Genomic DNA, 26,412 nt, shown 5'->3' on the forward strand with positions numbered 1-26,412 from the left:
ATGCAAATCACATTAAACCGTAAAGACAATTCAACAGTAGCTTTGATTTCCAGCGAAGGTATTGTAATTAATAATGTAAATGATGCACTCGATCTAATGGCAAACGTGAGATATCAAGAATGCGATAAAATGATTCTAAGAAAAGAGCAAATCACAGATGATTTTTTTGAGTTAAAGACGGGGCTTGCCGGAGAGATTCTTCAAAAGTATACAAACTATCAGATGCGAGTTGCTATTGTGGGAGAATTTACTGGCTATAATAGTAAAAGTCTGAATGATTTTATTTACGAATGTAATCAGGGGAATAAAATATTGTTCAAGAGTACAGAAGACGAAGCATTGGCAGCACTTCATCAAAGTTAAATATGAACTTAAAACAGAGAGGGGACTTACCATGGACGCTAAAATCACGTATGAATCGATCGATGACTATATTTCAAAGTTTCCATCTGAGATTCAGGAAATCCTTAGTACAATAAGAAAAGTAATAAAAGAAGCGGCACCTGAAGCGATTGAAAAGATTAGCTATCAGATGCCTACTTTTACACTGCACGGAAATCTAGTGCATTTTGCGGCTTTCAAAAACCATATTGGATTTTATCCAACGCCTAATGGTATTGACGCTTTTAAAGAAGAATTATCAGTCTATAAAGGAGCAAAAGGATCCATTCAATTCCCTCTTAATCAGCCGATGCCCTATGAATTAATTAGTAAGATCGTGAAATTTAGAGTGGCTGAGAATATCAAAAAAGCTGAAAATAAGCGTAAGTAATTGGTGTGTAAGAAAACATTGTCCACTGGCACACCTGAAGCTTTCGATCTACACTGGTTTCAGGTGTGCGATTCTTACGTGTTATCATGTACCCGATACTGAACGACGCACAAACGACAGGATAATATCCTGTGAGTAGTCTCCGAAACCACTTCCGAATAGATTAAGTCCTCGTCTATTGAGGGCATCCTCGCGAATCTCAAATCGTACTCGAATGGGCTCATTAAATGCCAGCTTCAGTGAGCTAATTGTAGTAGGGGAAGAAGCAGTTCCATTTATTTTGCTACCCTGTTCTGAGATACTCCACTCTGTCAGCATTCCATATTCTGTACCACCCTTCCATCGTTCGGGTGTTAACTTTCCTTTCCGGTTACCGAAATCTGATGGACAAGTCCAAGTACCGACATGTAGGTTATTTATAGTTAATGTGATGTCACTTGCCCAATCTTCCCGAAATGCAGGTGCTTCAGAACAAACCTCAGCCGAAATCCGAATCTCATCAAGCTCGACACCAGGGGGTAGTGGATTGGCAAAATAGTATTCGACATAGCCAGAGTCAGCGAACCATAAGAGAGATGCATCAACTCGTTCAGGCATGTAGAATACCCGTGGATCATCCTGAGAACCGATAACTCCGCCGTCTTTTCCAGTCATACCACAAGAGGGTTGAATAGAACAGTGGGAGAACATCCCAATAGGCATATGTATTTCTTCCGTTTGATGCAGACCATCGCCTAGCTTCGAAGGAAGATCGAGATGGATGGATCGGCAGGTGACCGCACATATTTTCTCGCGATTTGCACCCTGTGTAGATGAGATTAAGTTAACTTGCTCAAGGGTCTGTACATTGATTGAAATTGTTGGTTGAGCTACGCCAAGTGTCTCGGCCAATTGACTGACACTCATGGGCTTGTCACCAAGGGCTTCAAGAATGCGGACTCTGACATCTCCAGAAAGTGCTTTAGCAACATCTAAGATGCGTGATGCGGGGAACCGTATCGTTTCTTGCGAAATATCATTCATTGGTTGTATTCCTTTTCGTTAGGATAGGTTGAGGATATTGTACACTGAAGATTATATATTGTAAAATTATAATATACATTGCGAATTTTATATACCGGTGCTAAAATGAGCTCAACTTCTTATTTTGAAAGGCTGTGCTCATATCATGACAACTTCCGTACTGAATGTTGAGAGTCTTCCGATTCCTCGTCCCGAACATCCGCATCCACATTGGCAGCGCAACGAATGGATGAATTTGAATGGGGAATGGTCATTTAGCTTTGATCCGAGCAATGAAGGAATTAGCGAATATTGGTATTCCAATTCCGAAATCGCTTACAGTTCGAGGATTACTGTTCCTTTTTCTTGGGTAAGTCCATTATCAGGTATTGGCAGTGATCATAAAGGGATAGGATGGTATCGGCGGACTTTGAAATGGCAGACTACCGACTCACAGACACGACTATTTTTGCGATTCGGGGCAGTGGATTATTCATGTGACGTTTGGATTAACGGAGTACATGTTGGTTTACACCAAGGTGGATATGGTTCATTTGAGTTCGAAGTTACTCAGTACTGGGTTGAAGATCTAGACAATACAATTGTCGTTAGAGTAGAGGACTTCGATCATGATTACCAAGCACGTGGCAAACAGGGTTATGGAGAAATTCGCGGAATCTGGCAGCCCGTATGGCTAGAATCTCGGCCTCAGACTTATATGAAAGATGCTAAGTTTGTGACCACTATTGATGGGCAAGTGAACGTGACCACAAGAATCTTTGCACAAGAAAATGGATCGGCAGATTTCACGCTGAAATTCGCAGAGAATTCTATATTGCATACTGAGAAAATAGATCTTATCGCAGGGGAGAATGAATTTAAGCTCTCTATTCATATAACAGATCCAATTTTGTGGAGTCCAGATACACCTTATTTGTACGAAGGCGAACTACAACTTAGCGGATCTTTTGGCACAGACACAGTCAGTACCTATTTCGGAGTTCGAGAAATCCAAACTGTGCGCTTTGATGAGCGTGGTTATCGCTGGATTACCCTCAATGGTAAGCCGATTTATTTAAACGGTACCCTTGACCAGTCTTATCACAAAACGGGCTATTTCACTTATCCAACTGATGAAGACATGCGGGATGAAATCTATCTAATGAAACGTTTGGGACTGAACTTTGTGCGTATTCATATCAAGCCAGAGGAACCACGAAAATTATATTGGGCGGATAAACTGGGTATTTTGGTGATGGAAGACATGCCTTGCTTTTGGGGAAATCCGGATGAAAAAGCACGTACTGCGTATGAATGTGAAGCACTTGAGATTATTGAACGAGACTATAATCATCCATCGATTTTCTCTTGGGTAATGTTTAACGAGACATGGGGTTTGAAGACGAACGCTCAGGACACTAGTCTGACGAGTGATTTACAGCAGCAGACTAGTTATCTCAAAGAAACACAGGAATGGGTTCGGGAAAAATATCGTTGGGCAAAACAACTTGATCCATCTAGAATCGTTGAAGATAACTCACCTTGTAACTATGATCATGTGGAATCTGATATCAATACTTGGCATTTCTACATTAATGGTTATGATCAGCTTAGAGCTCATTTGAATGAGGTTGTAGACAAAACTTTCCCAGGTTCAGACTTTAACTGTATCGGAGGTAATGTACAATCTGATGCCCCGCTGATGAACAGTGAATGTGGAAACGTATGGGGTATCGAAGGCGGGGCAGGGGATAGTGATTTGGCATGGCATTACCGCTATATGATGAATGAATTCCGGCGGCATGATAAGCTATGCGGTTTCGTATTTACTGAATTTCGCGATGTTACGAACGAGTTCAATGGTTATTATCGGTTAGACGGTAGCGATAAAGATTTTGGTTATGATGACTTTGTTCCAGGGATGACGATTTCTGATCTGCATTCTCCGGACTTCATCGTGATCGATGCACCGCCGTGTCAGACAGTAAACGCAAAGGATGAAGTTAAAGTTCCGCTTCTTCGTTCCAGCTTCTCAGATAAATATCATGGACAGTATTTACAGGTGAAGTGGGAACTTTGGTACGACAATTTGGGAACACGAGTTGTTACACAAAGTGAGCATATGTCAGTGAATTGGGACGGATATGGAGTAGCAGATTTACCACCACTATTTATCATTATGCCCGATCAGGATGCAGTTGCAGTGCTGGCAGTTTCTTTGATAAATAATAAGGGAGAGGTAATCACACGCAACTTCATTACGTTTGATGTTAGAAGCGGTAATCAGAGTGTAAGGTTTGAAGGGGATGGAGATTGTATTAATATCCCAGTGAATGCGTATAAAGAACACAATTTTGAACAACAATGGGAAGCTATTCAATGCGCAAAAATCAATGGAGCTGGGCAAGGCCATTATGCATATGATGTAACTCTTCCAGATGGTATGGAGAAAAAGATGATTGGCGAGATCGAAATCATGTTCGAAGCCAGCGCAAAGCGAGTATTGGCTCGAAATCTTGAAGGCGCAAAGCAAAATGAAATGGGGCTTGATCTCATGCATGGTGCAGATGCTAGGGTGGAGTATAATCCGAATACGTATTATATGACCGACGAAGAACGTCATCCTTCACGTGTGAATGTTCTGATAGAAGGTCAACGGATTGGCTCCTTCTATTTGCCAGATGATCCGGCCGACAGCCGAGGTGTATTATCTTGGCATTATCAGCCATTAGCGAATAAGCTGGATGAGGCGGGCTCTTACGGCTATCTGTGTAAAGTAAGTGTACCGGGGCAGTTAGCAGCTAAACTAGATCGCAATCGTACTTTCCGTTTGGAGCTTCAAGCAGAGGGTGGAGGCTTAGCCTTATATGGTCGCAATGCGGGTCGCTACCCAATAGATATATTGATTCGTTATCGATAACATACATGGGTGAAGTTGGATCATTCAATTTTAAAAAGCAATCCAAGCCATAAGGCAAGGATTGCTTTTTTTTGTGTTGAGCTTACCAGAGAATGGATTAAAGCTCTTTATCATTAATGCTGTTCAGCCAACCTTCAATATCCCCAATAACGGAGCTAATGCAGCCATCTTCAAATGGTGAAGTCAGACCCGCTAGTTCAACCAGTTTAATAAAGGACTTGCTTCCACCAGCTTGGCATAGCTCCAAATAATCGCTCCAAGCAGATTTGAAATCTTCGTTCGAACGTTTCCAGAATTGGAAGGCACATAGCTGTGCTAGTGTGTAGTCAATGTAGTAGAACGGTGAGGCAAAGATGTGGCCTTGTTTATGCCAGAAGCCCCCTTGTTCCAGATAAGTGTTACCTTCATAATTACGATGTGGTAAGTATTTCTTCTCGATGTCTCTCCAAGCTTGCTTGCGTTCAGCAGGAGTTGCTTCAGGGTTGCTATAAACAAAATGTTGGAATTCATCGACAGATACTCCGTAAGGAATAAACTGAAGGCTATCAGATAAGTGATTAAAGCGGTATTTATCTGCATCTTCTTCAAAGAACAAATTCATCCAAGGCCAAGCGAAAAATTCCATACTCATGGAATGAATCTCACATGCTTCATAGGTTGGAAAAGCATATTCTGGCACATTAATATTGCGGCTTTCATAAACCTGGAACGCATGACCCACTTCGTGAGTTAAGACATCAATATCCCCAGAGGTTCCGTTGAAATTTGAGAAAATAAAAGGGGCTTGGTATTGGCTGAAATAGGTGCAATATCCGCCGCCTTGTTTTCCTTTTTTGCTTACTAAATCCACCAGATTATTGTCCAGCATGAAGCTGAAAAATTCATCCGTTTCAGGGGAGAGCTCTTTGTACATCTTCTTACCGTTAGCTACAATCCAGTCTGGATCCCCTTTAGGGGTAGCGTTCCCGGTCTTAAAGCTAAAGTTCTCGTCGTAATATTTCAATTCATCTAGACCCAGTCGTTCAGTCTGACGTTTCTTTAACTGCTGGGAGACAGGTACGATATATTCAAGAACTTGTTTGCGGAAATTAGCAACCATTTCAGCATTATAGTCGGTACGCATCATACGGTCATAACCTAGCTGAACAAAGTTGCTGTACCCAAGCTTTTTAGCTATGCGGTCACGGACCTTGACGAGCTCGTCATAGATGCGGTCAAATTCAGCCTCGTGTTCGGACATAAAACCAAACCGAGCTTCAGAAGCGCTTTTACGCATATCACGGTCTGTAGACAATTCGAAAGGTGCGAGTTGAGGCAGTGTACGCTCTTCACCTTCAAAAAGAATCTTGGCAGATGCGATAAGCTGGGAGTATTCAGTTGATAGTTTGTTCTCCAATTGTAAATCTTCAATGATTTCCGGACTAAACGTCCGCAGCGATACTTCAGCAAGCTGGAGTAACTGCGCACCCCATTCTTTTTCAAACTCGGCTCTATATTTGGAATGTACGAGTGCTTTGTAGTAGTCAGTTATGTATTCCTGAACGACAGGCCCGATTTCGTCCATGAATTCTTGTTCGGCTTTGTAAAATTCATCTGTCGTGTTGATAGAATGACGAACGCTAACCAATGTCTGCATCGTGTCAAACTCATTGCGAAGCTTGTTAATGGCAGTGACGGAAGCTTTTTGTACCTCTAGTGGTGATGTGTCGTTGAGATCTTTCAGCAGGGCGTTAAAGTCTTGCTTGAATTTCTCTACATCCGGTCGCTCATAGCGGTAATTATCAAATTTCATAAAAAAATCAACTTCCTTTCTATACCAGATAGTCTCTATTATATAATCTGAACAGCCATTTACGATAGACCTGTGTAAGCTTTTTATGGTCGAAAAAAGAACAAATGTACAAAAGTGTAAAAACTTGTTAAGCGAAATATGGTTTGATATTATCTATGAATATAGTAGATCTTATCAAGAAAAAATGGTCCATCCAGTTATGCGAGAGCAGATGAAGATGTATTGGGAAGAAGTACTGAACACAATTAATGGGCGCACTCGTACAATTTAACGAAACGAAAATAGGAGGCTCGATATAGATGAAACCCCGAATTACAGTAATAACACTAGGCGTGGATGATTTGGAGAGAGCTTTGGTTTTTTACAGGGATGGATTAGGATTCCCGACCGAAGGGATCATTGGCAAAGAATTTGAACATGGAGCGGTTGCCTTTTTTGATTTGCAGGCAGGCTTGAAGCTGGCACTTTGGAATCGGAAAGATATGGCCTATGAGGCAAAGGTTCCATTATCCCCAGCCAGTTCAACAGAAATAACGATTGGCCACAATGTAGGAAGTAAAAAGGAAGCAGATCAGGTTATGGAGCTAGCTCAAAAGGCTGGTGCGAAGATCGTTGATCCTTTACATGATACCTTTTGGGGAGGGTATTCCGGTCACTTTATGGACCCCGATGGGCATTTGTGGGAAGTCGCATGGAATCCGGAATGGGAGCTCGAGAATTAAAGGAGTCTATTCAGAGCTTTGTTACTTAGCCTCTCTTAAACCGTATTCTCAGAATACGGTTTATCTCTGTTTCTATACGAATTTTTTCGCTTTACACTCTGAACCCTTCCTCCCTCTTTTTTTAACTGCTTCAGTACAAATGTCGACAAACTTAATATATCATGATATATTATTATGTATAAAGATTAAAAAATTAGAGTCAGGAGATAACGAAAGTTATGAATGAGACAACGTCATCCAAACCGATGTATGAAAAAATATTTGATGAAGTGAAGCAGCTTATTGTAAATAAATCCTATGGACAAGGGGAGCGAGTTCCTTCAGAAAAAGAACTGGCCGAAACCTATAATGTAAGTCGGATTACGAGTAAAAAAGCTCTGGAAATGCTAGCGGCCGAGCATTTAATTGTGAGAAAACCGGGAAGAGGTTCGTTTGTGGCTGATCCGGCAGTTGACTACATAGATTCAGTTATGTCTCCTGAGACGACCTCCGACGGGACGGTTTTTAATTCCTTTAACCATGAGGAAAAGACAATTGGTCTGATTATTACCGACTTTGGCAACAGTTATGGAACAGGCTTGATTTATGGGATGGAACAGGCTTCCCGTGATAATGATTGCTTCCTCGTTCTACGAAGAACATTTGGCGTACCAGAGAACGAAGAACAGTCTATTCAGAAGTTGCTTAGCTTGGGTGTAGATGGTCTGATTGTTTTTCCGGCTCAAGGCGAATTTTTTAATGCTGAGATTCTAAAATTGGTGATCGGCCGTTTCCCTTTAGTTCTGGTAGATCGCCATCTGAAAGGAGTAGCGGCTGCTTCGATCGGCACGGATAACATAAAGGCTGCACTTAAAGGGACAGAGTACTTATTTGATCTTGGGCATACTCATATCTCTTTCCTCTCTCCACCTCCAGCGGATACGACGGCTCTTGAGGAGCGGGTGGAGGGATTTATACAAGCACATGCGGAGCGGGGGATAGCTGTAGATAAGGGGTTGTGGGTTAGTGATTTAACCTCAACATTACCAAATTCCTTTAATGATGAGAATATTGAACACGATATCTCACGGCTAGTTTCTCATTTACAAGAGAATCCAACAATAACGGCGCTTTTTGCCGTGGAATATAATATTGCCCTGCTGGCTAGAACTGCGGTTGAACGTCTTGGGCTGCGGATTCCAGAGGATGTTTCAATCATTTGCTTTGATAGTCCACCAACTCCACTCGGCTCGGGTTATGCGTTCACTCATTTGCGGCAGAATGAAGAAGAAATGGGGCGACTGGCAGTTGAGAATGTACTGCAAATTATGAATGGCCAGACTGTATCGAATAAGATAATGCTGGAAGCTGAGTTGATTTCTGGTGAATCTACGGGACCTGCTAAACCATCTAATTCTAATTAATTTTATGCGATTATCCATAAATTAGTTGTTATAAAAACCTATCTTTTTGGATGGGTTTTTTTGTTTGTTTTAGATAGATGTTTATCATTATAGAAGTATTGATATATCATTATCAATAAATAAACATATTGACATACTAATTACATGACAATATACTAATTTGTGAAAGCGCTTCAAAGGAGAAATAAAAAGGGGGTATTATAACTGAAAGCAACCAGAGAAATCCCTGAGTCGATGAAGAAACTGGCATCTAATGTAAAAGCGCAGCTGAGTGATCGTCCAAAATTAGCCGAAATGTTCGAGAAATGTATGGATAACACCTGGAATACAACCTTAAAAAGAATGGCGAATGGCACCACTTTTGTCATTACCGGAGATATTCCAGCGATGTGGCTGCGGGACTCGGCCGCTCAGGTTAGACCCTTTCTGATCCTTGCCTCCGAGGATGAAGAAATTGCGGACATGATTGAGGGACTTGTACTAAGACAATTCGCATGTATTCAGCTTGACTCTTATGCGAACGCGTTCAATGAAGAAGAAAATGGGAATGGCCATCAGGAGGATCTTACAGAGATGAGCCCAGGAGTATGGGAAAGAAAATATGAGATTGATTCATTATGCTATCCGATCCAACTGGGTTATCTGCTCTGGAAGAATTCGGGCCGAACTAGTCAGTTTAATGATTCATTTGTTAAGGGTGTAGAAAGAATTATTGCATTATGGACTACTGAACAGAAACATGAGAGCGATTCCAATTATCTTTTTCAACGGATGAACTGTCCGCCTACGGATACATTAGCGCGTGAAGGCAAAGGAACGTTGACAGCATATACAGGAATGACTTGGTCCGGATTTCGTCCTAGCGATGATGCCTGTGAATACGGGTATTTGGTTCCTGCCAATATGTTCGCTGTGGTTGTTTTAGAGTATGTGTGTGAAATTGCCCGAGAGATCCTAAGGGATCAGGAACTGGAATTGAAAGCTAGAAAACTTTCTGAACAGATTAATGAGGGAATACGCCAGTATGGAATCGTAGACCACCCAGAGTTTGGGTCAGTCTATGCATATGAAGTAGATGGCCGTGGACAGGTGAATTTGATGGATGATGCAAATGTGCCAAGTCTGCTCTCTATCCCTTATTTGGGTTATGTGAGTGCCGAGGATCCTATCTACCAAAATACCCGAAAGTTTATTTTAAGTAGCAATAATCCTTATTTCTTCGCAGGAAAGGAGGCTTCTGGTATTGGAAGTCCACATACGCCTAGTCGTTATATCTGGCCTATAGCTTTAGCGATTCAGGGAATGACATATACCAGCGATGAGGAACAGGAATCCTTGCTTAATCTGCTGGAGAAGACGGATGCGGGCACCGGATTTATGCATGAAGGGTTTCATGTGGATAATCCTGACGAATTTACACGTCCATGGTTCTCATGGGCAAATATGATGTTCTGCGAGCTGGTGCTTATGCGCTGCGGGTTACAAGTTAAGCGGGGTTAATGTCTACAAGTTTTTCAATCGACTCTAAAGGGGATAGAGAACATGAAAAAATGGCTGGTTACCACACTTGCTTTGGTTATGACAGCTTCACTTGCTACGGGCTGCGGTGGCAGTAATGGGTCCACCGGTAAAGAGTCCGGAACTGCAAGTAAATCAGGGAGCAGTGATGGAAAAAAGACGGAGCTTACCTTCTGGGGGGATTGGGGCGGTGAGGGACAGAAACAATTTGAGACCATGGTCGATGCCTTTAATAAATCTCAGGATAAGATTCATGTAAAGTATGTGCTGCAGCAGGATATGATCACGAAGTTCCTGACTTCCGCAACCAATGGCGGCACTCCTGATGTGCTGTTTTGGGATCGCTGGAGAACTTCATTGTATGCTCCAAAAAACGTCCTGCATCCGGTTGACGAATACTTAACACGGGACGGTATTTCCAAAGATGACTTCTACAGCGAATCCCTTCGTGAGCTTTCATACGATGACAAATTATATGGGCTGCCGCTTACCGTAGATGCCCGCGCTCTTTTCTATAATAAGAAGCTGCTCGCAGATGCAGGACTTCAGCCTCCAACAACATGGGATGAGCTAGAGACGGCTGCTGCGAAGCTCACCAAATGGAACGGCAATAAATTGGAAATTTCAGGTTTTTCAATGGGGGATTTGGGGCTTTTTAATATGTATCTTCAACAGGCTGGCGGTACCATGCTTACGGAGGATGGAAAGACCAATTTTAATAATGATAAAGGCAAACAGGTGCTAGAGTTCTGGGATCGCCTGATGAACAAAGATAAGGTGTATAAAGTAGGGTTTGAGCTTGGACTTGGGGAAGGGCAAGATGCTTTTGTCACAGGCAAGGTTGCTATGTTGTATTCCGGTCCGTGGATGCTCAGCACTTATAACAAATATGGTAAAGATCTAGATTATGGAATCGTTCCCCCTCCAGCTGGACCAAACGGGGATAAAGGCAGTGTTATGGGCGGATTTGGTCTGGTGATCCCAGAAGGCTCCAAACATAAGGAAGAGGCGTGGGAGTTCATTAAATGGTGGACAGCAAACAAGGATAACGCATTGCTCTGGGCCAAGACCAGTCTGAATCTGCCTGGCTATAAGCCGTCTATGGAAGATCCATTCTTCAAAGATGATCCCAAGTGGCAGCCGTTTCTAGAAACACTGGAGTTCGCTAAGGTTCGTCCAAACCACCCTGGTTATTCCGTGATGGAAACCGACGCGTTGGCACCCAATTTGCAGCTAAACCAGCAGAACAAGCTGAGTATTGACGAAACCTTAAAGAAATCACAAGAAGAAGGCGACATAATGCTAAAGGATAATGAGGTAGTGAAGTAATAAGTAAGACATTTGAAGTAAGGGGGAGGTCTTGCCTCCCTTTTGCTTAGGAGGGGGGAGCTGAAATGGCTTCCATCAGAAAGCTAGAGAAACATCAGGCGCGGACGGCTTATCTGTTTATTACACCCACGATATTGTTGTTTACAGTATTCACGGTCATCCCTGTGGTAATGGCGATGTATTTAAGCTTTACCAATTACGATGTACTTAGTAGAAATGATTGGATCGGTTTTGATAACTATCGCCGTTTGATAGAAGATAGTTTGTTATGGAAAACATTCCGAAATGTATTTTTTTATTCGATCATTTTCGTTCCGCTAAATATCCTGATTTCGCTGCTCCTCGCGATTCTACTTAGTCGAAGCTGGCGTGGGGTGAAGCTGTTCCGCACTCTGAATTATCTGCCAACTCTTACATCCGCCGTTGCTGCTGCTACCGTTTGGATCTGGCTTTTGCATCCTGAATTTGGTTTGGTTAACGGATTGTTGTCCTATGTTGGGATTACAGGTCCAGCTTGGTTATCAGAGACCCGAACGGCGATGTTGTCCATTATTATGCTTACCCTCTGGCAGTCGGTAGGTTCTAATATGATTATCTACTTGGCGGGTCTGCAAGGTGTGCCTGACTATTTGTATGAATCCGCAAGGCTGGACGGTGCCAATAAACTGGATTGTTTCCGGTATATTACTTGGCCGCAACTACGTCCTACGACCTTTCTAGTCAGCACGATGGCAATCATTGGTGCGTTACAGTTGTTCGACCAAGCTTTTGTGCTGACGCAGGGTGGTCCAGCGAATATGACGAAAACTCCGGTTTATCTGATCTATCAACAGGGCTTTAATCAATTGCAAATGGGGTATGCGTCTGCACAAGCTTTTGTGCTTGCTGTGGCGATTCTCATATTCTCACTTATAAACATGCGGATCACAAAGGCGGAGGAGTCCATTGTATAAGCGGGCTTGTCATGCAGAAAGGGGATAGAGGTATGGATACTAGTGGAAGTTCGTTATTAAAAAGACGCTTAAGTAAATCTATTTATTATATAGTGTGCATTGTTATTGCAATCGTAATGTTTCTACCTTTCTATTGGAGTGTTCTTACATCTTTGAAGCCTGACGAAGAGATATTCGCCATGCCCATTCGGTGGTTTCCTTCACATTTGACCTTAGAGCACTATCGTAAGGCGTTTACAACGGTTCCATTTGCCCTCTTTTTCTGGAATTCACTTGTGCTTGCTGTAGCGGGGGTACTGGCGAATCTGTTTTTTGGTTCGATCAGTGGCTACGCATTCGCAAAGTTGAATTTTAAGCTCAATAAGCCAATATTCCGCGTGCTGCTAGCGGCCATGATGATACCGGGCATAGTGACGATGATCCCTACAGTTTATGTCATGCGTCATATTCCATTTTTCGGTGGTAACGATATTTTTGGCAGTGGGGGGAACGGGTTGATGAACTCCTTCTGGGGGATTATTCTTCCAGGAGCTTCTGGAACTTTTGCTGTGTTCTTTATGCGGCAATTCTTTCTTACCCTGCCTAGTGACATGTTGGAAATGGCCCGCATCGAAGGCTGTGGAGAGTTTAAGATATTTTGGCGTATTTATTTGCCGCTGACCAAACCAGCGCTGGCGACTTTAAGCATCTTTACTTTTCAAGCGGGCTGGAACAGCTTCCTATGGCCCATGATTGTACTGAATGACCCGGATAAAGCAACGATCCAGATGGGACTTCAAGCCTTCACCTATAATTTCCAAACAGATTACGGTCCAATGATGGCTGGTGCGCTTGTTGCGATTCTGCCGATATTGGTGCTCTTTCTGGCACTTCAGCGTTATTTTGTGCAGGGGATTGCATTCAGTGGCATAAAAGGTTAATTCTATAAAAATCGAATCAGGGAGAGAGTTTATATGAACCAATTGGAGATCGGGATTTGGGAGGAACGGGCGAATCAAGCACAAGCCGCGCTGGATTCATTATACTGGAATGACGCGATCAAAATGTACAATATAGAAACACCTTGTCCAAACGGAGAATGTAATACCATTTTTCATTATTGGTGGATGGCTCATGCTGTGGATGTATTGGTAGATGGATTACAGCGAACTAGAGAGAAATGGTATGCCGAACGGCTTTCCGCGCTTCATGAAGGTCTTTTGCGACGAAATGGGGGAGTGTGGCCCAACGAGTTGTATGATGATATGGAATGGATGGCTCTCGCGTGGCTCCGTGCCTATCAAGCAACAGGAGAGGAAGTTTATAAAGATACAGCCCTTCTTTTATGGGAAGACATTCAGACAGGCTGGAACGAGCATATGGGTGGTGGGATCGCTTGGCAGAAGTCACAGTTGGATTATAAAAATACACCTGCTAATGCACCGGCAGCTATACTGGCGGCTCGTTTGTATCAAGCCTTCGGTGAAGCTGAGAATCTAGAATGGGCGCTAAAAATTTATAGATGGCAAAAAAAGCATCTGGTAGACCCGACGACGGGTTTTGTATGGGATGGCATGAATCGCACGGGCAATGGCCAGATCGATAAGGATTGGAGATACTCCTATAACCAAGGCATCTATATTGGCGCAGCTGTAGAACTCTATCGTATCACTAAGGACCCATCCTATTTGGAGGATGCCCGATTAACTTTTTCCGCTGCTGCTCATGAGCTTGCTGAGGCTAAGGGCGGTGTACTTCCAGACGAAGGAAATGGAGATGCTGGATTGTTCAAAGGAATCCTGATTCGGTATACGGCAGAATGGGTCAAAGCTGATGCCGCAGCTGTTGAAGCTGTCGATTTTCTGCGTAGGAATGCTGAATCTCTCTGGGAGCAAGGAAAGTCAGAGGACGCAGCTTTGTTTGGCACGGATTGGACTTTGTCATCTACTGGTGTAATTCAGCTCAGCTCCCAACTTAGTGCAATGAAGTTATTGGAGAAGATGGCTGAATTAACTAAGGATCAGATTTGAGGTGAACTTTTAATGACACAAGCAAAAGAAGCTCTAGAAGCGCTTAACTGGCAGGAAAGGTCGGAGTGGTTCCAACAATGTCTAGAACGTAATTATTATAATGTGGAGACGGGGATCATGAATCAATGGTATCCCAGAGAGTATAACGTTGCAGGTGAGAATTTTTATTACTGGTGGCAGGCTCATGTCATTGATATTCTAGTGGATGGCTACGAGCGTAGCGGAGATCCTGTATATTCACTGAGAATCAAGGAATTGAGTGAACATCTCCAAGCTTATAACGGTGGGACTTTCAGGCATAATTACTATGATGATATGGAATGGACGGCATTGGCGCTGCTACGAGCTTATCGGGCAACTGGATATGAAGCCTACTTAGACGCTGTGCTAGATCTATGGGAGGATATAAAATCAGCTTGGAATGAACATTTTGGAGGCGGTTTGGCCTGGAAGAAGGATCAGCTCGATTATAAAAACACCCCTGCCAATGCACCAGCCGTCATTCTAGCAGCTAGGTTATATGAACTTTTTCAAAAGCAGGAGGATCTGGAGTGGGCACTCCGTATCTATGAATGGAACAAAACATATTTAGTGGATCCTGCGACTGGTTTTGTGTGGGATGGAATGAACAGACTCGGGGATGGCCAGACCGATTTCGATTGGGAATTTACTTATTGTCAGGGTGTGTTTCTAGGTGCGGGCTTAGAGCTGTATAAGAATACGGGGGATGTCCATTACTTAGAAGATGCGAATCGAACTGCTAATACATGTATTGATCGTCTATGCGATCCGATGAATATGATGTTGCCTGATGAAGGCATCGATGATACTGGATTATTCAAAGGGATTCTGATTCGTTATCTGGTGCAACTTTGTGGAGAGGTTCCTGAGGCTAGCAGGATTCGTGAGGTAATCATGGCCAATGCTCAGCAGTTATGGGAAAAAGGTTTGGATAAACAGCTGGGTCTTTGTGGTCCATCGTGGGAATTGAAACCGGAGCTTCCGGTTCAACTGAGCATTCAACTCAGTGGCTTGATGTTGCTGGAAGGGGCCGCTGTACTCATGGAGAAGTAACTTAAAGGCGTATGGCGTATAAAGAAGCTTCTCTTTTTAAATGGTGCATTGACCTTCCATTTAAAAAAGAGAGGCTTCTTTTTTGTTATTTTAAATTAATCGGTTATCTGTTAGAAAATCCTATGTTTCCAACCATTCAATTTAGCGACAGCTTCAATATAATAGTAGTCTCCATAGATTAGCGATACATCGATAAAGGAAGTGCCGCTGCCCGTTCCATGCAATAAAATCGCTTCATGCTCTGGCTGCTCCCAAGTCGCGTAATTTTCGGTCAATGAGCGGAGGATTCGCTCCGCTGCATTAGCGTAGAGACTTTTTTCGCCTGCAGGTAGGATCGCTGCAAGCTCTAACAAACCTGAAGCGGCGATAGATGCCGCAGAGCTATCTTTGAACATCCGTTCGTCATCCGCTAGACGGAAATCCCAATAAGGAACTTGATCCTCAGGTAAAGCCGAGATGAAATAATGGGCAATCCCCTTAGCGGTGTTCAAGAACCGTTCATCTCCACTGTGGCGATAAGTATTGATAAAGCCGTACAGCCCCCAAGCCGTTCCACGGCTCCATGAGGATTCAGCCGAATAACCTTGACCGCCAAAATTCTCAATATATGCCCCGGTCTCCGCATCGAAAGATAGAATATGTTTGGTTGATCCATCCTCGCGAATACCATATTGCATCGTCGTCTCTGCATGGCTAATAGCAATATGCTTATACCGTGGATCACCAGTTACTTTGCTGGCCCAGAACAGTAGAGAGATATTCAACATGCAGTCGATAATTACCCAGCCATATTTATCTTCATTCCATGCGCGGATGAATTTGCCTACAGGATTATAGCGGGCAGCGAGGAAATTCGCCGCTTCAATCCCCCTACGCAGGGCATCTTCGTCACCCGTAATCGTATGTTTGATTACAGCTGTCGGAAGGAATTGAAATCCTACATCGTGATGCATCTCAACCGTTGGTTTGATAAACCATTCCTCCAAGGTTCCGTCCCAATGCCAAGCGGCTTCCTTGTATAAGTCTTTTCCAGTCATATCATGCATGATCCAGAGTAGCCCAGGCCAGAAGCCAGTGGTCCACCAGTCTGAACCAATATCATCAAATTTTCCATCTTTCCCTGCAAAATGTGGGCATTTGTCACCAATCTGCTCTACCATCTGTTCTACTTTTGTGTCGAGTCTGCACATAAGCTCTTGCCAATAGGATGATGTCATAATTACTGCCTCCAGTGTGGTGGTTAAGATATTATGAGTATAGCTTTCCTAGCGGCTGAAAAGTTTTGTTTTGCTACAATGAAATGTTTGAATATTGTCATGATGTAGGGTTGGAGGATGGTGAAAATGTTGGTGTTAATTATTCTTTCTATATTTTAATGGCGTTGTTCCGAGGGCTCTTTTGAATAATTGATTGAAATAGGAGGCATTCGGGAAACCGACAATGATTCCTATTTGCTCGATAGGCAGGTCTGTTGTTCCTAACAAGCGGCAAGCTTGTTTGATTCTCCGGGCTGTTAAATAATCCACGAGCCGTCCGCCGGTCTCTTGATGAAAGATTCTAGAGATATAGGATTTGGACAAATGAATTTCCTCAGCCAGCTGATCCAGATTAACCTCCTCATGATAATGCTCTTCGATAAAGCTCATGATTTTTTCAGAATAGCGCAAGGTCCGTCGTTCTCCTGATTGGAATATCTGCTGATCTCCTGTCTTGATACTGCTCAATAATTGAAGGATTAACATCGAAATGTCTTCGGTATTTTCGCTTGGATTGCTTTTTTTATTGAGATCATATTGCTCCAGAGTCCACTCCACAATCTCAACACGATCTTCAAGATCAATGGCGCAATGCGTGTTTTCACCTCGCCAAAGTGTTGTGAATAAAGCTTTTCTTTTCGAAAAGCCCACAAGCAGGTTCTCCGCAACATGTGGATCAATATAGAAGATGGATCTTTCAAAAGGACAAGTGGGAGAGACCTCAGAATAGATCCGGTGCAGCTGATAGGGCTGGAAAAAGAATAACATCCCCCTGCGGATATCGTACATCTGCTGATTGACAACAACATTTCCCTGACCGCCATGCACGAACATGATTTCACAGCATTGATGCCAGTGATAATAACCTTTGTAATAGTCGTCTGTATATATTTTGTAATCCCAAACTAAGGTCTTATGTTCTTCAAAAACAACGGGTTCGAATAGCTGCTTCATAGGCCCTCCAAGATGACAAAATACAAACATTTTTTTATTCCATTATAACTTTAAGGGTTATGAAAGCGATACAATAAAAATGAAATGAGTGATTCTATCGGGAGACAGGCCGCCATGTTAGATTACATAAACAGAAGCCCAGAATCCAGAATTCAAAATCTTAAAGCTGAACTCGACTTGAAAACTGCAAAAGTGCAGTTTTTATCAGTTCATTAGGTGTTGGTTAAGGATATTGCTGCAAATATACACGAATATGACTCTAAATTAACCTTGGTTATTTTAAAATTAGTGAAAAACTGTATTTATGCAGGAAAACTCCTCCGTGGATGAATAAAGGACTTAAAAGATGTAAAATTGCAGGATTTCTACAAGCGGTTCATCGCGTTGGGCTGGAGTTCATACTTTACAACAGATGATTGATATTTAAATGAATCTCTACATCAATTGGGCGTAATGGGCGAGCAAGCGTATAGGCAAGTCGGATGATTTCCCGTTCCGCCACACTCTCCAGACTAACTGACATGTGGACCAAAACCTTTGATTTCGATGACTAGCTTCACATACCGAGTGATGTATGCAAAGTCACAGAAATAGGATTGACCCCGCCAATCGAGCACTTCGAATTCAACAAAAGAACGTCCCGATCCATTCAAAAAGGAATGAATCGGGACGTTCTTCGTCTCGTACATTTAATTATAGTTAAGATTCTATTAGTTGACCAGACGAATAGGACTTTAAAACTTCATAAATCAGTAGCTTGATTTCCGCATTCTTTTGTTGATTACTAAGAAGGGGATTTGAGTGGCTTTAATATGAAAATGATGATGGAATGTACAACTTTCAATTAATGTGTGATACAATTAAATTGTACACAATTTAAATTAAGGGGAGTTAATCAAATGATCATAGCAGGTAATATCATGGTCGGTCTTGTTGCGTTAATACATATTTATATTGTCTATTTGGAAATGTTCGCTTGGTCAAAGCCCAAAGGGCTTCGAGTTTTTGGAATGACGCAGGAAGTTGCGGATGCTTCTAAAACTCTAGCAGCGAATCAAGGGTTGTATAATGGATTTTTAGTTGCTGGTTTAATTTGGGGACTGGTTCATCCAAATGTGAATTTCGGCCACCAAATTGTAATCTTTTTCCTCTGCGCTGTTATAGTGGCGGCGATTTATGGTGCACTGACGGTGAAAAAATCTATTTTGTTTATGCAAGGCCTTCCAGCTTTCATCGCTTTAATACTAGTAGTTTCGACTTGTTTTCCTGTGACTTAAGCAGAAGCGGCAACTAACTGTTTGCGAGCAATAACCTTAAAAAAAGTTAATCCAAAATAAAAAAAGGCTGTTTCCCGGCAGGTAAGTACCTGTCAGGGAAACAGCCCTTTTTATGTCTTACTTCTTCACGAGGGGAAGAGCTACTTATTGAATAGAGGCAGCATAAATCGCTTCGACAGATTTGGAGAGGAGCGCGTTAAACTCTTCGTCTGACTGCCCAGAACTTAATCCTTGCGATAAAGCACGTGAGAAGCTGGCGATTAATCCTTGATTATGGGCGAGCTTATCGTTGGCCTCAGCTTGAGTGTAACCGCCGGACAAAGCGACAATTCTTAAAACGTGAGGATCGTCCATTAACTCGCGGTAGTAGTTATTCTCCGTGGGTATGGAGAGCTTAAGCATGACCTTTACGTCTTGGTCCAGCTTAGACAATTGAGCTGAAAGTTCTTCTTTTAACAGCTTTTCCGACGCTGTTTTATCAGCAGAATGGATATCAACCTCAGGCTCGATAATCGGAACCAGTCCCGCTTCTAAAATTTGCTTGCCGACTTCAAACTGCTGTTCAACTACTTTTTTGATGCCGGAAGGATTGGCTTCTTTAATCACCGAGCGCATTTTCGTTCCAAAGATATTCCGTTCGTTGGCCCGCTTCAGAAGATCACTTAAGCCGAGAATTGGCTTCATGAGCTGTACCCCGTTTTCTGGCTCGGCAAGTCCTTTATCGATTTTCAGAAATGGGACAATGCCTTTTTCCTCCCACAGATAATCAGCAGTATATTTTCCGTCGATGAGACGGTCCATTGTGTTCTCAAATAAGATTGCACCCAGTATATTCTTCGAATCAAATGCAGGGCTTTTGATAATGCGCGTTCGCATCTCGTGAACCATTGCATACATTTGATCTTCATTGGAGTAGCTGTCCTCTTTAATGCCATATTGCAGCAGCGCTTTAGGTGTACTTCCACCACTTTGGTCCAAGGCAGCTATAAATCCCTGTCCCGTCCGAATTCGATCCCATTGCTTCATATTCATGAAAAAATCTCCTTCCTTTCGTAAACTGAATGGAAATTCATGCGTTCTTTAATTATAACACTTAAAATACTGGCCTTAAACAAGAGGCAGGGTGAACAAGGAGGTAACCGTCCAACATGAGTTGGTAGCAACCAAAGAATTAAGGACTTCTTAGTCCGAATCAACCAAGGAGATCAGCGCGAGTTGACGTAAAGGACTGCATTGTAGCTATTTGTTTAGTTGGCGCATTTTTGAGAGAAATCGGACTGTAATAGCTCTTATCATCTCTCCGAAGCGTACTCTGATAATCTTCCTCGAAGATGACCTTTTTTATGCTTAAAAATCTAAGTTGAGATTAAAAGCAAGATCGATTTGTAATATTTTATGGACGTCGTCCATTTCAAAATGATCAATTACTTAAAGTTAGTTTGAAGATACGAGGGAGCACGAGTAAAGGTGGCGACTGGAAATTTTATTCTTGTTACAAAGTGGCTGGTGTGATGATTTTCTAATCGGAGGGGGTGGATCGAAATTGGCTAAAGCCGCACTGGGATTGAGATTTTTCTTCAATCAACGTGAATATCCGAGTAATTTAATGCGAATGATCCAATACTATTTTCTTTGTGACATTAATCATAATTACCAATTCATATCTTTGTGAAAATAATAACTTTTCGTAAATGTCGAAATGAGGTTGACGTATGAAAATATCAGTCGTATGATTGATTCTACTGAGTATGTTAGTAATTAAAAGTAAGTATATAAATAATGTATAACAACAGGAGGAATGAAAGTGGAATCATCAACATTTGTGCTATTCGGCGCTACAGGAGATTTGGCAAAACGTAAAATCTATCCTGCACTATATAACCTCTTTTTAGATGGTCAAATTTCAGGTCCTCTTTCTGTGATTGGATTAGGAAGAAGAGAAGTTTCGAACGAAGCCTTCCGTAAGCAAGTACTGCAATCCTTACAGACTTTTTCTAGACAACCAGCCGTTGACTCACCGCAATTGCAGGTGTTCTTGGAGGCTTTTGAATATAGCGTACTAGACGTAGGGAATACCGAAGATTACTCCAAGCTGCTGGAGCATGTTAAACGTCGCGAGCAATTTTTCAATATTCCAGAGAATCGGATGTTCTATTTGTCTGTGGGTCCTGAGTTCTTCAAGGAAATCGCAGCTAATATTCACTCAAGCGGTCTGGGCTCCACGAAAGGCTGGAAGCGTCTGATTATTGAGAAGCCTTTTGGCACAGATTTGAAATCAGCAAGAGAGCTGAATGATAGCTTGAATGCCGTATTTACTGAAGAAGAAATCTTCCGGATTGACCACTTCCTAGGTAAACCGATGGTGCAAAATTTAGAAGTTCTGAAGTATTCTAATCCAGTGCTAAGAGCGCTGTGGAAAAATAGATATATCGCGAATGTTCAAATTACGGCGAGTGAGACTGTCGGCGTTGAAGAGCGGGCAGGCTATTATGATAAAGCTGGCGCACTTCGTGATATGTTCCAGAACCATATGCTGCAGTTGATGATGATGATGGCAATGCAGCTTCCTAAAGGCAGTACACCTGAAGAAATCCGTGGGAAGAAAATATACGTCATGGAGCATCTTATTCCAATTAGCAAAGATGAGGTTAATAAACATGTTGTCCGTGGACAATATACAGAAGGTGAAATCAAAGGTAACCCTGTTGCAGGTTATTTAAATGAGCCGGGAATTAACCAATCCTCGCAAAATGAGACGTTTATCGCAGCGCGTTTATTTATAGATGATCCGCTCTGGAATGATGTACCTTTCTATGTTCGTACAGGTAAGAGAATGAAGGAGAAGTCCACACGTATTGTTATTGAGTTTAAAGAACCGTTTAATGATAGTAATAACTTGAACAAAGGAAATGACGTACCGAATTTACTGATTATCGAGATTGGACCGAATGAAGCCATAACGCTACAACTTAACACGAAAGATCAGCTGCAAAAAGGAAAGCTTGAGCCTGTCCGCGCTACTTATGAAGCGGGTACCTCAGATGTTCCGGAAGCCTACGAGAATCTAATCTTCGATGCACTTCGTGGAGATGCTACCTTCTTCGCTCACTGGAGAGAAGTAGAACTGTCTTGGCAGTGGGTTACACCTATTCAGGAAGCGATGGAAGAGGGGCTTATGCCACTTCACACTTATGCTTCTGGTTCATATGGTCCAGATGCGGCTATGGAGCTATTGGGTGAAGATCGCTGGTGGTTCGATGAGGCAGATCAGGAGTCAGAAGTTCTCTCTGCTCAGGCAGAAGTTGCAGCAACGCAGGAATCTATACGGCCAGGGGCGTAAGCCCCTGCCTGTTTTTTTTACCAATTTTGGAGAAATTACATCATAAGAATCTATATATCGGAGGGGAATTACATGAAAGTAGGATTAGTTGGATTAGGAAAAATGGGCTTCAATTTGGGCCAGAATTTGCTGGATCATGGACATGAGGTTGTTGCATTTGATTTGAATGCACCTGCTGTAGAGGAAATGAAAGCTAAAGGTGCCAGTGGAGCAGTAACGCTCCCTGAGTTGGTACAACAATTGGAAACGCCTAGAATCATTTGGATTATGGTTCCACATCAGGTTGTGGACTCTGTCATTGCTGAGATCACACCTTTGTTATCAAAAGGAGATATCGTCATTGAAGCGGGGAATTCGCACTATAAGGAATCGATTCGCAGATATGAGCAATTGAAGGAACATGGAATCAGCTTCATGGACGCAGGTACGTCCGGTGGGATGGAAGGAGCGCGTAACGGCGCTTGTTACATGGTTGGTGGAGATCCTGAAGCTTGGGAGGTTGTGGAGCCCATCTTCCGTGATACGGCTGTGGAAAGCGGCTTTTTATATGCCGGCAAAGCTGGTAGTGGCCATTTTCTAAAAATGGTTCATAACGGTATCGAATACGGCATGATGGCTGCCATCGGTGAAGGCTTTGAGGTGCTGGAAAAGAGTGAGTTTGATTATAACTTTGAGGAAGTCGCCCGGGTGTGGAATCATGGTTCTGTCATCCGTTCTTGGCTGATGGAACTGGTTGAACGTGCGTTCTCGAAAGATGCTAAATTGGATGAGATCAAAGGGATTATGCACTCCTCCGGAGAAGGCAGATGGACGCTCGAAACTGCATTTGATCTGCAAGCTGCAACACCAGTGATCGCGATGGCGTTATTAATGCGCTACCGTTCACTAGAGACCGATACCTTCACTGGTAAAGTAGTGGCTGCACTTCGTAATGAATTTGGTGGACATGCCGTTGAAACGAAGTAAATAATGTTAATCATTAGCCCGAATTTCCTCGCAATTCATTCTGCGGTGAAATTTGGGCTTTTGTTTTGCAAAAATTAATAAATGGAGAGAATAGATCGAGTACGACTTTAATCTTTTTAACATATTTTAGAGTTAGATGGGGAAATTACAATAAGGGGGAGTTGACATGCGAAGCGGAATTCGAGAAAGACTTCATTTTCTGTATAAATTTCTGCATGCGCCCCGACAATTAGGAAGCGTGACTCCCAGTTCGCGCTGGCTGGCAAAAACGATGCTCGACATCATTCCGTGGCAACAAATTCATAATATAGCTGAACTGGGTGCGGGTACTGGAGCCATCACAAGCTTTATTCCAAGCGGTGAAGAGACCGGGATGAATGTGCTCCTGTTTGAGAAGGATCCTGATTTTCGTTATCAACTAAGACTTAAATTCCCTGACCGTATTTTTTTTAACGATTGCCTGCGGCTACGACTTGCGCTTCATAATAGAAGGTTGGAGAAGTTAGATTGCATTGTAAGCAGTTTGTCTTTTAGGAATTTCTCAGTCTCAGATCGGATGCTTTACATTGAGCAAATCATATCTTCTTTAAAAGAGGGCGGCTGGTTCATCACTTTTGAATATTTTCCTCAAATGAAGAAGGAATTAATGCAGCATTTTGATATTGTGAGTGTTAAATGGGTGCTGTTAAATTTCCCGCCAGCGCTTGTTTATATTTGTAGGAAGAAGGCTTCTACACAAGTAAAGCAATCAGATCATATTCATTCTTCCATAGATGTAATATCAATTTCTCAGGTTTCTACGGAAAGATAAGGATGAAAAATTCAACAAATGCCGTCACCCATACTCACTGGGGAACGGCATTTTTTAAATTAGGCTCAGTATGTTATTACCTCTGTTAATAGAGAACCTCAATATTGTCCTCGTTCAGACGTTTTAGCCAAGCTTCAGAAGGCTTACGGTCAGTAATCAAGAAATCAATATGGGCAAGCTCAACCAGCTTTGTAAAAGCAGTTTTATCGAATTTGGTGTGATCCGCCAGGAGTATGACCTTATTGGCTTGTCGTAGCATGTACTTCTTGAGCTCACACTCTGGTTCGTTGGAATCTGTGATGCCTCGTTCCATATCCATTCCTTTGCAACTGATTACCGCTGTATCCACATTGTATCTTTGAATGGTGTCATGGGCTACCGGTCCCACCAGCGACAACGATCGGTAACGAAGTGAACCGCCAGTAGAGATGATATCCATCCCTGAATTCGAGAACTCATGCAAAATATTAATGGAGTTTGTGATGATGGTTAGATTGTTTTTGTTGCCGAGCAATTTTAGAAACTCAAAGGCTGTAGAGCTTGGATCTACCATTAATGTATCTCCATCATTGATTAAATCGAGCGCCTTCAGGGCGATTCCCCGTTTAATATCTGTATTCAAGGCATTACGTGTAACAAAAGGCAGATCCTCATTCGTATGACGATTCAGCATAGCACCGCCATAGGTACGACTAAGGATGCCATCCTTCTCTAGCTTCTCCAAATCTCTGCGTATCGTCTCTTCAGTGACCTCAAACATTTTACTTAGATCGGAGACTAGAACGCGTTTATCTTGATGGACGAGATCTATTATTTTTTTGCGTCTTTCGGCGGCAAGCATAGGAATCACCTTTCCAAAGCTATATTTTACAATCATAGCGCTTAATATCTGTGTTTTGCAATAAAAACAACTTAAAAACATCTGTACTTTCCAATAATATTCACAAAACAGATATAAAACAAACAAAAACAACATAAATAATATTTAAAATGTTGACAATGAAGATTTAGGGGCATACGATGAAGAAGGAAAAAATTGCCTTAGAGATTAATCGAGTTAGTGTGATGCAAGGCCGGCCCAGCTGCTATTCAGAGGCCAGCCTGAGGCGCAGCAGACGGAATACAACGATTATTGAACTCATTAGGAGGCTGGTCAAGCAATGAGCACGCATGTGTATTATGTTCCATCGATCAATATTATGGGCAAGGGATGCTTACAGGAGATTGGTCCTTACATTCAAGAACTTAATTTGAAGAAGGCACTTGTAGTTACAGACAAATTTCTTATGAAGAGCGGTATTGCTGGTAAATTGTTGGCGGTATTGGACGATGCGGGAATTGAATATGCCATTTATGATGAAGTGAAGCCCAATCCGACCTGTAAAAATGTCCACGATGGCGTAGATTATCTCAAAGCGCAGAATTGTGATTCTCTGATTTCCATCGGCGGTGGGTCGCCTCAGGATACTGCCAAAGCTATTGGTATCCTTGCCACAAATGGCGGTCACATCAAAGACTATGAGGGCGTACACAAGTCGAAACATAAATCGCTGCCGATCGTTGCTGTGAATACCACCGCAGGGACTTCAGCCGAAGTCACTATTAACTATGTAATCACAGACGAAGAACGCAAAGTGAAGATGGTAATGGTGGATAAGAACAGTATTGCTACAATCTCAGTTAACGATCCAGAGCTTATGGTAGATAAACCCGCTGCACTTACGGCAGCAACAGGAATGGACGCTTTGACGCATGCAATTGAGGCACTAGTAACGCCAGGAGCATATCCGGTAACTGACGCTACGGCACTAGCCGCAGTGGAGATTATTTTCGCTAACTTGGCCCGTACCGTGAAGAATGGCCATGATATTGAGGCTCGTGAGCAAATGGTGTATGCGATTTTCCTAGGCGGACTTGCCTTCAATAATGCAGGGCTTGGTTATGTGCACGCGATGGCGCATCAGCTTGGCGGTGTATATGATCTGCCACATGGCGTATGTAACGCAATGCTACTCCCATATGTGGAAGAAGAGAATGCCAAATATGTGCCTGAGAAATTCAGGGCTATTGCTAAAGCGATGGGGTTAAACGTTGAGAGTCAAACTGATAAGGAATGCGCGGACTTCGTAATTGAGTCGATCAAGGCGTTGTCTAAAGAAGTAGGTATTCCATCTAAACTATCCGAGCTTGGAGTAGATGAGGTCGATCTTGATCTTTTAGCAGAGAACTCCATGAAGGACGCTTGTGCACCGGGTAACCCTTTTATTCCAACGAAGGAAGAAGTTATTACTCTATTCAAAAAAATACTATAACT

General features: G+C 42.6%; 22 protein-coding genes. 16 read left to right on the top strand and 6 right to left on the bottom strand.

From position 1 onward, the window contains the following. Together ACQKMP_RS14555 and ACQKMP_RS14560 are read left to right on the top strand one after the other, a co-directional pair. Positions 1 to 363 carry a DUF4180 domain-containing protein gene (locus ACQKMP_RS14555; RefSeq protein ID WP_076283444.1) on the top strand — a complete coding sequence of 121 codons (363 nt, stop codon included), beginning with the start codon at positions 1 to 3 and terminating at the stop codon, positions 361 to 363. A gap of 31 nt (positions 364 to 394) precedes the next feature. After that, positions 395 to 772, top strand: coding sequence for an iron chaperone (locus tag ACQKMP_RS14560; protein WP_427469620.1), 378 nt, complete (start codon positions 395 to 397; stop codon positions 770 to 772). Positions 773 to 856: 84 nt separating this feature from the next. Here ACQKMP_RS14560 and ACQKMP_RS14565 read toward each other — a convergent pair whose 3' ends face one another. Next, the gene (locus ACQKMP_RS14565; RefSeq protein ID WP_427469621.1) at positions 857 to 1,795 is read right to left on the bottom strand and encodes an ArsR/SmtB family transcription factor; all 939 of its coding nucleotides are present in this window, start codon (positions 1,793 to 1,795) and stop codon (positions 857 to 859) included. A gap of 145 nt (positions 1,796 to 1,940) precedes the next feature. Between ACQKMP_RS14565 and ACQKMP_RS14570 the strand changes: the two genes are divergently transcribed. After that, positions 1,941 to 4,694, top strand: a complete 2,754-nt coding sequence (locus ACQKMP_RS14570) for a glycoside hydrolase family 2 protein (RefSeq protein WP_427469622.1) — start codon at positions 1,941 to 1,943, stop codon at positions 4,692 to 4,694. Between the two features lie 97 nt (positions 4,695 to 4,791). Here ACQKMP_RS14570 and ACQKMP_RS14575 read toward each other — a convergent pair whose 3' ends face one another. Further along, entirely contained in the window at positions 4,792 to 6,486 is a 1,695-nt protein-coding gene (locus ACQKMP_RS14575; RefSeq protein WP_427469623.1) for a M3 family oligoendopeptidase, read from the bottom strand. A gap of 299 nt (positions 6,487 to 6,785) precedes the next feature. Here ACQKMP_RS14575 and ACQKMP_RS14580 point away from each other — a divergent pair, with 299 nt between their 5' ends. From ACQKMP_RS14580 to ACQKMP_RS14615, 8 genes are all read left to right on the top strand, one after another. Further along, positions 6,786 to 7,208, top strand: coding sequence for a VOC family protein (locus tag ACQKMP_RS14580; RefSeq protein ID WP_076298804.1), 423 nt, complete (start codon positions 6,786 to 6,788; stop codon positions 7,206 to 7,208). A 218-nt stretch (positions 7,209 to 7,426) separates the two neighbouring features. Continuing rightward, the gene (locus ACQKMP_RS14585; RefSeq protein WP_339241763.1) at positions 7,427 to 8,611 is read left to right on the top strand and encodes a GntR family transcriptional regulator; all 1,185 of its coding nucleotides are present in this window, start codon (positions 7,427 to 7,429) and stop codon (positions 8,609 to 8,611) included. A gap of 234 nt (positions 8,612 to 8,845) precedes the next feature. Then, complete coding sequence (locus ACQKMP_RS14590) at positions 8,846 to 10,111, top strand: glycoside hydrolase family 125 protein (protein WP_427469624.1); 1,266 nt, start codon at positions 8,846 to 8,848, stop codon at positions 10,109 to 10,111. Between the two features lie 42 nt (positions 10,112 to 10,153). Then, entirely contained in the window at positions 10,154 to 11,458 is a 1,305-nt protein-coding gene (locus ACQKMP_RS14595) for an ABC transporter substrate-binding protein (protein ID WP_427469625.1), read from the top strand. A 65-nt stretch (positions 11,459 to 11,523) separates the two neighbouring features. Next, a complete protein-coding gene (locus ACQKMP_RS14600; RefSeq protein WP_427469626.1) occupies positions 11,524 to 12,411 on the top strand; it encodes a carbohydrate ABC transporter permease in 888 nt (295 codons plus the stop codon). Positions 12,412 to 12,443: 32 nt separating this feature from the next. Then, a complete protein-coding gene (locus tag ACQKMP_RS14605) occupies positions 12,444 to 13,331 on the top strand; it encodes a carbohydrate ABC transporter permease (protein ID WP_427469627.1) in 888 nt (295 codons plus the stop codon). Positions 13,332 to 13,364: 33 nt separating this feature from the next. Beyond that, positions 13,365 to 14,420 carry a glycoside hydrolase family 76 protein gene (locus ACQKMP_RS14610; RefSeq protein WP_427469628.1) on the top strand — a complete coding sequence of 352 codons (1,056 nt, stop codon included), beginning with the start codon at positions 13,365 to 13,367 and terminating at the stop codon, positions 14,418 to 14,420. Positions 14,421 to 14,432: 12 nt separating this feature from the next. After that, complete coding sequence (locus ACQKMP_RS14615) at positions 14,433 to 15,494, top strand: glycoside hydrolase family 76 protein (RefSeq protein ID WP_427469629.1); 1,062 nt, start codon at positions 14,433 to 14,435, stop codon at positions 15,492 to 15,494. Between the two features lie 110 nt (positions 15,495 to 15,604). Here the strand turns inward: ACQKMP_RS14615 and ACQKMP_RS14620 are convergent, their stop codons facing one another. Continuing rightward, a complete protein-coding gene (locus ACQKMP_RS14620) occupies positions 15,605 to 16,711 on the bottom strand; it encodes a glycoside hydrolase family 88 protein (protein WP_427469630.1) in 1,107 nt (368 codons plus the stop codon). A gap of 135 nt (positions 16,712 to 16,846) precedes the next feature. Then, a complete protein-coding gene (locus ACQKMP_RS14625; protein ID WP_427469631.1) occupies positions 16,847 to 17,704 on the bottom strand; it encodes a helix-turn-helix domain-containing protein in 858 nt (285 codons plus the stop codon). Positions 17,705 to 18,603: 899 nt separating this feature from the next. On the opposite strand from ACQKMP_RS14625, the gene ACQKMP_RS14630 reads away from it, so the two are divergent. Then, the gene (locus ACQKMP_RS14630; RefSeq protein ID WP_427469632.1) at positions 18,604 to 18,981 is read left to right on the top strand and encodes a DUF1304 domain-containing protein; all 378 of its coding nucleotides are present in this window, start codon (positions 18,604 to 18,606) and stop codon (positions 18,979 to 18,981) included. Between the two features lie 144 nt (positions 18,982 to 19,125). Here ACQKMP_RS14630 and ACQKMP_RS14635 read toward each other — a convergent pair whose 3' ends face one another. Beyond that, positions 19,126 to 20,013, bottom strand: a complete 888-nt coding sequence (locus ACQKMP_RS14635; RefSeq protein ID WP_427469633.1) for a fructose bisphosphate aldolase — start codon at positions 20,011 to 20,013, stop codon at positions 19,126 to 19,128. A gap of 772 nt (positions 20,014 to 20,785) precedes the next feature. On the opposite strand from ACQKMP_RS14635, the gene zwf reads away from it, so the two are divergent. The 3 genes from zwf (at position 20,786) to ACQKMP_RS14650 (ending at position 24,098) form a co-directional block, all read left to right on the top strand. Continuing rightward, entirely contained in the window at positions 20,786 to 22,321 is a 1,536-nt protein-coding gene (zwf, locus tag ACQKMP_RS14640; RefSeq protein WP_340970457.1) for a glucose-6-phosphate dehydrogenase, read from the top strand. Between the two features lie 72 nt (positions 22,322 to 22,393). Further along, positions 22,394 to 23,287 (top strand): phosphogluconate dehydrogenase (NAD(+)-dependent, decarboxylating), encoded by an 894-nt coding sequence (gene gnd / locus ACQKMP_RS14645; RefSeq protein ID WP_042188983.1) that lies wholly within the window; start codon positions 22,394 to 22,396, stop codon positions 23,285 to 23,287. A 166-nt stretch (positions 23,288 to 23,453) separates the two neighbouring features. Beyond that, positions 23,454 to 24,098: a class I SAM-dependent methyltransferase gene (locus ACQKMP_RS14650; RefSeq protein ID WP_427469634.1), complete on the top strand. Its 645-nt coding sequence runs from the start codon at positions 23,454 to 23,456 to the stop codon at positions 24,096 to 24,098. An 85-nt stretch (positions 24,099 to 24,183) separates the two neighbouring features. Here the strand turns inward: ACQKMP_RS14650 and ACQKMP_RS14655 are convergent, their stop codons facing one another. Next, positions 24,184 to 24,939 (bottom strand): DeoR/GlpR family DNA-binding transcription regulator, encoded by a 756-nt coding sequence (locus tag ACQKMP_RS14655; protein ID WP_076283464.1) that lies wholly within the window; start codon positions 24,937 to 24,939, stop codon positions 24,184 to 24,186. Positions 24,940 to 25,258: 319 nt separating this feature from the next. Here ACQKMP_RS14655 and ACQKMP_RS14660 point away from each other — a divergent pair, with 319 nt between their 5' ends. Next, positions 25,259 to 26,410, top strand: coding sequence for an iron-containing alcohol dehydrogenase (locus ACQKMP_RS14660; RefSeq protein ID WP_427469635.1), 1,152 nt, complete (start codon positions 25,259 to 25,261; stop codon positions 26,408 to 26,410). Positions 26,411 to 26,412 lie beyond the last annotated feature (2 nt).

Origin of the sequence: Paenibacillus sp. NPDC101420 (assembly GCF_050277435.1) — a bacterium.
Lineage (GTDB): Bacteria > Bacillota > Bacilli > Paenibacillales > Paenibacillaceae > Paenibacillus_AQ.